The 6,173-nt window shown below is 58.5% G+C and carries 6 protein-coding genes; 1 reads left to right on the top strand and 5 read right to left on the bottom strand.

What is annotated here, in order from left to right; genetic code table 11:
* Window positions 1–267 precede the first annotated feature (267 nt).
* Window positions 268–1,593, top strand: a complete 1,326-nt coding sequence (locus ACK6BI_RS25525) for a sigma 54-interacting transcriptional regulator (protein WP_409319269.1) — start codon at window positions 268–270, stop codon at window positions 1,591–1,593.
* A gap of 81 nt (window positions 1,594–1,674) precedes the next feature.
* On the opposite strand, the gene ACK6BI_RS25520 is transcribed toward ACK6BI_RS25525, so the two are convergent.
* The 5 genes from ACK6BI_RS25520 to ACK6BI_RS25500 form a co-directional block, all read right to left on the bottom strand.
* The gene (locus ACK6BI_RS25520; RefSeq protein WP_065257955.1) at window positions 1,675–2,982 is read right to left on the bottom strand and encodes a hypothetical protein; all 1,308 of its coding nucleotides are present in this window, start codon (window positions 2,980–2,982) and stop codon (window positions 1,675–1,677) included.
* A gap of 46 nt (window positions 2,983–3,028) precedes the next feature.
* Window positions 3,029–3,775 carry a hypothetical protein gene (locus ACK6BI_RS25515; RefSeq protein ID WP_409319268.1) on the bottom strand — a complete coding sequence of 249 codons (747 nt, stop codon included), beginning with the start codon at window positions 3,773–3,775 and terminating at the stop codon, window positions 3,029–3,031.
* A gap of 44 nt (window positions 3,776–3,819) precedes the next feature.
* A complete protein-coding gene (locus tag ACK6BI_RS25510) occupies window positions 3,820–4,500 on the bottom strand; it encodes a C39 family peptidase (protein WP_065257954.1) in 681 nt (226 codons plus the stop codon).
* Between the two features lie 63 nt (window positions 4,501–4,563).
* Complete coding sequence (locus tag ACK6BI_RS25505; RefSeq protein ID WP_409319267.1) at window positions 4,564–5,532, bottom strand: heme utilization protein; 969 nt, start codon at window positions 5,530–5,532, stop codon at window positions 4,564–4,566.
* A 71-nt stretch (window positions 5,533–5,603) separates the two neighbouring features.
* Window positions 5,604–6,173 (bottom strand): adhesin, encoded by a 570-nt coding sequence (locus ACK6BI_RS25500; RefSeq protein ID WP_409319266.1) that lies wholly within the window; start codon window positions 6,171–6,173, stop codon window positions 5,604–5,606.

The following is a 6,173-nucleotide window of genomic DNA, read 5'->3' as shown; positions in this document are numbered from 1 at the left end:
ATGCACGCAACCTGCTGGCAGGTCACACAGGATTTGAAGAAATTTCGACTTTCTTTCATACAATCCTTATTACGACGCTTTTTGAAAGCTGGCTGAAAGAATCGAGTCGATAGCCAGCTAACAAAACAGGTTCTTATAACTGCTTCGCTTGCACGCCTATAAGCAATCGATACAAGGCGCCGTCAAATTCTTGCTAATGTTACAGCCAGGTCCGCCAAATGACTGTTTTTACAATCATTTCCCATAATTTGGCGCCAAGGAACAGTCATGAGCGAAGCGCCTGCGTTACGACGTTTATTGGTAGTCGACCCTTGTGACGACTGTCACCGATTGTTGCCCGGTTTACGGGCGGTCGGCTGGGATGTCGACAGTTGTAACCTGGAAAATGCCGCCGACCGCAGTTGCGACGTCGGCCTGCTTCGTTTGCAGCCCTTTCATCTTGAACGCCCGGAAGCCGTCAAGGAGTTGATCAGTCGCAGCGGCACCGAATGGATCGCCGTTCTGAATCAGGAAGTATTGCGACTGCAGAATGTCGGTGACTTCGTCTGCGAATGGTTCTTCGACTTTCATACCCTGCCGTTCGACGTATCACGGGTGCAAGTCACTCTCGGCCGGGCGTTCGGCATGGCGCGTCTGCGCGGCCAGGGTACGATTCACGTTGATCAGCCGGAACACGAACTGCTGGGCGACAGCAAGCCGATTCGCGAACTGCGCAAGCTGCTGAGCAAACTGGCACCCACCGAGTCGCCGGTGCTCATTCGCGGTGAAAGCGGTACCGGCAAGGAGCTGGTTGCCCGCACCCTGCACCGGCAATCGCAGCGGCACAGCAAACCGTTCGTGGCGATCAACTGCGGAGCGATTCCCGAGCATCTGATTCAGTCCGAACTGTTCGGCCATGAAAAAGGCGCGTTTACCGGCGCTCACCAACGCAAGGTCGGACGCATCGAGGCCGCCAACGGTGGAACATTGTTTCTCGACGAGATCGGCGATCTGCCTCTGGAACTGCAAGCCAATCTGCTGCGTTTTCTCCAGGAAAAACACATCGAGCGGGTGGGCGGCAGCCAGCCGATCCCGGTGGATGTTCGCGTATTGGCGGCAACCCACGTGGACCTTGAAGCCGCCATCGAGAAGAAGCGTTTTCGTGAGGATCTGTATTACCGGCTCAATGTGCTCCAGGTCGTGACGGCACCGCTGCGCGAGCGACATGGTGATCTGTCGATGCTGGCCAACCACTTTTCCCACTTTTACAGCCACGAGACCGGTCGCCGGCCGCGCAGTTTCAGTGAAGATGCGCTGATTGCCATGGGCAAGCACGACTGGCCGGGCAATGTGCGGGAACTGGCCAATCGCGTGCGTCGTGGCCTGGTGCTGGCCGAAGGTCGGCAGATCGAGGCCCGCGACCTGGGGTTGATCAGTCAGCAGTCGCTTGCCACGCCGATGGGCACCCTCGAAGACTACAAGACCCGGGCCGAACGCCAGGCGCTTTGCGATGTGCTGAACCGCCACAGCGACAACCTCAGCGTGGCCGCCAAGGTGCTGGGGGTGTCCCGGCCGACGTTCTATCGTTTGCTGCACAAACACCAGATCCGCTAGGGCGCGGTGCTTCTTCGCACGGAAGAAGCTGAAAAGGCCCGCTGCGAGGCATTCGCAGCGGGCCTTTTCATTGTGTGGCGGTCAGAAGTAGTACGGGAATTTCAGGCTGAAGGAGAAGTCCGGGGCATCGTCGGTCATGCCGATGGACAGGTTGGGCACGATGGTCAGGTTGTCGGTGGCCGCAATGGTCATGCCGACGTTGAAGTAGCCGGCGTTGGCGTCGCTGGACACCACCGATTGCCAGTCCCCGCCATCCTGTTTCAGCTTGCTCTTGCGTTGTACAAGGTCGGAGACCGAGAACGACATACTCATTTTTTCGTTGAGAGCGAAGGCGATGCCCGCACCGATCTGGAAGCTGTCGCCGATCCGCACCTTGCCCGGCGTTTTCTGGTTGACGGTGGAACTGATGTCGTCGAACGACTCCTCCAGGTTATGGGTGTAAGAGAGGCTGCCGAACAGCACCGCCGGGTCGTATGTCTTGACCAGCGAGATGCCCGGTGTGATCGACCAGACGCCGTTGCCGGTGGGCAGGGTGTCAGGCACGAACAGGTTGCTGTTGTCGTTGGTCTTGCGCAGCTTGATACCGAACGGGTCCTTGCCCGTAGGCGCCTTGACCCGCAGGGATACCACGGCGTCCGGCGTATTGACCGATTCGTCGAGGAATTTGTAGGCAATACCGAAGTTGACGTCGCCAATCGTTGGATCACGAGTGACGTCCTGCTCGGTGGTGACGTTGGAGGCGCCACCGTTGCCGCCGCCGGACTGGTAAGTCGATTCCCGGTAAACCACCGGCACGTTCAGGTCGAATTGCCAGCGGTTGTCGAAGTTGTAGCGGCCCGTCAGGTCGAGGGTCCAGGTGTCGGCCTTGATCCGGTCGAGGTTGATGTTGCCCAGGAAGATCGAGTCCAGTGCCAGGAAACCATTGAGAATCAACTGGCGCGTGTCATAACGCGAATAGGTGATCCCGGTTTCAAAGCTGAACTTGCCACCGCCGAAGAAGCCGCTGGCCTCGTCGTACAGGTTGGAAACACTCTGTGCCGGTTGCGAGTCATCGGCCAGCGACTGCCCGTAAGAAGCCCCGCTGCCCCCCGCTGCGCCCCCCGACGCTGCTGCGGCCCCGGTACCGGCGGCCACTTTGGGATTGCCTTTCATGTCGGCTGGCGACTTGGCCAGACGCTTGGGTGGAGGTGAAGCCGGTTGATCCTCGACCTGGCGCACCCGTTGTTCGAGCACCGCCAGGGCCTTCTGTTGCACTTCGTATCGTTGCTTGAGCTCCAGAAGCTCCCGTTTCAATGTTTCAACATCCGCATCGGGTGCTGCTTGCAGCATCGCCGCGGGTAGAAGAGTACTCAAACATACAGCGGCACGCAGTGATACTGATCGATACATGAATAAGCCGTCCCTTTAAGCCCAATGGATCGAGACTCAGCGTAGTTCAATATCCGATATTGCGTAGTGCTCTGAGTTGACTCAGATTGCAATCGAGTGCCCCGGCACTCATGCCGTTATTGCTAAGGACAACGTTAAGGGTGGTCAGGTTGTTGACGACGTTCGCATTACCGAGCAAACGAGTGTTCTGCAGCAGCCCGCCCTGGGCCACTTGTTGCAGGGCGGTGCCCTGATTGCCGGCGGCCTGGATAGCCATCTGTACGCCGCCGCCTGTGGCCGATACGGCGACGCTGCCGGCCGCATTGCTGCCGGTGATCGTCTGGCCTGCAACCAGGGCCTGGCCCTGAGCCGGCACCAGTGCGGGTGCCTGATTGGCCTCGGAAACGTTGATGGCGACGTTGTTGTAGGCCGAGTTGCCGTCACCGGCGGCGCGAACGCTTTGAGTCACGCCCTGGGAACTGTTGAGTCCCGCTCCGCCAATCACGGTACCGGTACCCGTTTGCGGGGTGCTGCCGTTGCCGGTTTCCTTGATGGTCGAGACGTAGAATTCGGGTTTTATCGTTGCAGCCTGCAGTTGCATCGAGGTCGTAGCCCCGATCAGATCCCCACTGGCATTGCGCCAGGTACTGTTCATGACAATGCCGAAGCTGATGATCCGCCCCGGCATGACGTAACGACCGCGAAGCTGAGACAGCTCCGAGTCCTGGATTTCTATGGGTTTGAATCCTGCATTGGCATAGCCTGACGCACTCGCTGCCAGGCAGGCGGCGGCCAGCCAGTATGAGGTTTTCATCTGCTGCTCCCGGGACATCCAGCCCCACTCTTTATAATCGGCGATTAAAAGAAGTCGCTCTGTATGAACCCGAAGTCCATCAATTCAGCATCTTTGACGGGGTTGAAAGTATCGAGCTTGTTCTTGGCGGTCAGCGGTACCGGAGGACTGCGCAATGCATTGCTCTTGTCGTATCCGGGGCCGACTATCGCAAAGACGATACCGTTCCAGCCTTTGACAAAGTCATCATGGTTGTAGCGTTTGTGCCCTAAGACCGGGTCTGCGATGTAGACCCAATCCTTGTCCGCCCGCTGCAATACCACGAAATGCTTGTAGCCGCGAATTTCCATCAGTACCACCACCGGGATAGTGACCGCGTCGAGTTTTTCCGGTGGGATCTTGTAGCCCCTGGCGCGCATGCCGATGCTTTCTATGTAGCGCTTCATGTCCAGCATGGAGAAGCCCTGTGTACGGACCAGCTCCTGGTCGGAATTGACCAGCATGCCTTTGATGATGTGCTCTTCATCGACGTCGAGCCAATAAGCCTGGCGCAGTACCGTTGCCAGAGCGGCGGCGCCGCAGCTGAAATCGGTTTTTTGTTCGACGATGTCGGAAAACTTGCGCTCGCGGATGCTTTGCACGTGTTTGTAGATGAGCGTGCCACCGGGCAGGGCGGCCACGGGCATCTGGGCCGCCTGGGCGAGGCCGGAAAGGCAAAGCAGAGCGAGGAGGGTTGTCTTGCGCATGATCGATACGCCTGTGCGGACTGAGGAAAAGCCCCGTTTCCGGGGCTTTCGTTTCGATCGCGATTACATGCAGGCTTTGCAACCTGCAGCGATGGACAGCGAGTTGCTTTGTTGGTTGCCAACACCGGCGGCGTTGTTGAAGCCACCGTTGCCGGACCAGTTGTTGCCTACGTTGGTCATGCTGGCGGTGTTGGTGACTGGGTTTTTCCAGCCGTCTGGAGTCAGCACTTGTTGAGTGGTCACGCCAGCCAGACCGAAGACACCCACGGCAACGAAATCAGATTTCTGATCTTTGCCATGACCCCTGTCGTTGTTGCCATAGCCACCGTGACCATGATCATCGTCTTTGGTGACTGCGGTGCCTGCGGCCACGAATGCGCCGGCGGCGTGGACAGTGCCAGTGAGGGTATCTTTTTTGTAGGTTTGAGTGCCGTTGTTGGCGACGCCCAGGCCCGTCGAGGTTTGGTTGGCGGCAGCAGCGGCGTTAGCTACACGACCACCGGATACAGCGATTGCCAGGTTGTTTTTCTGTTGGTTGAAGTCGCCGGCAGCGTTGTTCACGCCGATGTTGCCCGAACCACCGTTGCCGACGTTGTTGAGGCTGGCATTGGCGGTGCTGGAGTAGTTCGCAACGGTGTTGCCGGTGTTCATTTGAGTTGCACTGGAGGCGGAAACCGCAGCGCCGAAGATGAAGCTTTCGTCAGCGGTGGCCAGTGCGGCGGCGTTGTCTTGCTGGTTGCCATCGCCTGCGGCGTTGTTCATGCCGATGTTGCCGTTGGCGCCGTTGACAGCGTTGCTGGCGTTGGCATTGTTGTTGGTGCCCTGGTTCAGCACCACGTTGCCGTCGCTGGTTTGCTGGTCGATCACTGCAGCGCCTGCACCGGCGGTGATTTGCAGCAGTTCTTCCAGGGTTGGGCCTTTGGGTCCATGATCATGACCGTGATGTTCATCACGGCCGCCTGCCTGAGCTGCGATTGCCATCACTGCGGCGAGTGCGAAAACCAGTGGTTTGAGAGCCATTGTAGGTTTCATGGTGTTTCTCCGTCGTGCTTATTAGTTGGTTAAGTGTTGGTACTTTCTAATTGCACTGCTTCTTGTTTGGGTCAGTCAGCGACCCGGATGCTCAGGGTGTTAGCCATTCGGTTCCCCACCCCGGCACTCTGGTTCACCTGGATGACCCCGCGACTGCCGGTGAAGGCCTGATCACTTGTCGTGACCTGGCGACTGCCGGGGGTACCAGTTGCTCCTGAGTTCGGTAACAGCGCCACGTTCTGTTGAGAAAGCGCGCTGTCGTCCATGCTCTGCGGTGCAGCACTGATGCTGATCCGCATGGCGTTGGCCATCTGGTTGTTGGCACCGGAACCCTGGTTCACGCCCAGTGCGCCGTTGCCGTTACTGAAAGCGTTGCCGCCAATGGTGGAACTCGCGTTGATCGAGCGATCGGCGGGCGTGTCGAGTTTCTGGTGAATGCTGGTGGTGGCGCTGGCCGACGTGCCGATGGCAATCGACTTGACGTTGGTCTGTTGCTGCTGGTCGCCGGCGGCCTGGTTGACGTTGAAGTTGCCGTTGTACTGCACGCCCGAGTTCTGAATGTTGGCGCTGTCCACGGCGCTTGGGTCGGCCATTGCACTGGTGCAGCCAAGCAGTGCCAGAAGGAGCAGGGAACTATTCAT

Source organism: Pseudomonas sp. KCJK9016 (assembly GCF_046231795.1).
In the GTDB taxonomy this organism is placed as follows: Bacteria; Pseudomonadota; Gammaproteobacteria; order Pseudomonadales; family Pseudomonadaceae; genus Aquipseudomonas; species Aquipseudomonas bananamidigenes.
Note: the sequence above shows the minus strand (reverse complement) of the source record. Positions and strands in the feature narration are given on the sequence as shown.

Bases quoted from the DNA above. Each gene is read 5' to 3' on its own strand.
- ACK6BI_RS25525 (WP_409319269.1), top strand. From the start codon at position 268: ATGAGCGAAGCGCCTGCGTTACGACGTTTATTGGTAGTCGACCCTTGT.
- ACK6BI_RS25520 (WP_065257955.1), bottom strand. From the start codon at position 2,982: ATGTATCGATCAGTATCACTGCGTGCCGCTGTATGTTTGAGTACTCTT.
- ACK6BI_RS25515 (WP_409319268.1), bottom strand. From the start codon at position 3,775: ATGAAAACCTCATACTGGCTGGCCGCCGCCTGCCTGGCAGCGAGTGCG.
- ACK6BI_RS25510 (WP_065257954.1), bottom strand. From the start codon at position 4,500: ATGCGCAAGACAACCCTCCTCGCTCTGCTTTGCCTTTCCGGCCTCGCC.
- ACK6BI_RS25505 (WP_409319267.1), bottom strand. From the start codon at position 5,532: ATGAAACCTACAATGGCTCTCAAACCACTGGTTTTCGCACTCGCCGCA.
- ACK6BI_RS25500 (WP_409319266.1), bottom strand. From the start codon at position 6,173: ATGAATAGTTCCCTGCTCCTTCTGGCACTGCTTGGCTGCACCAGTGCA.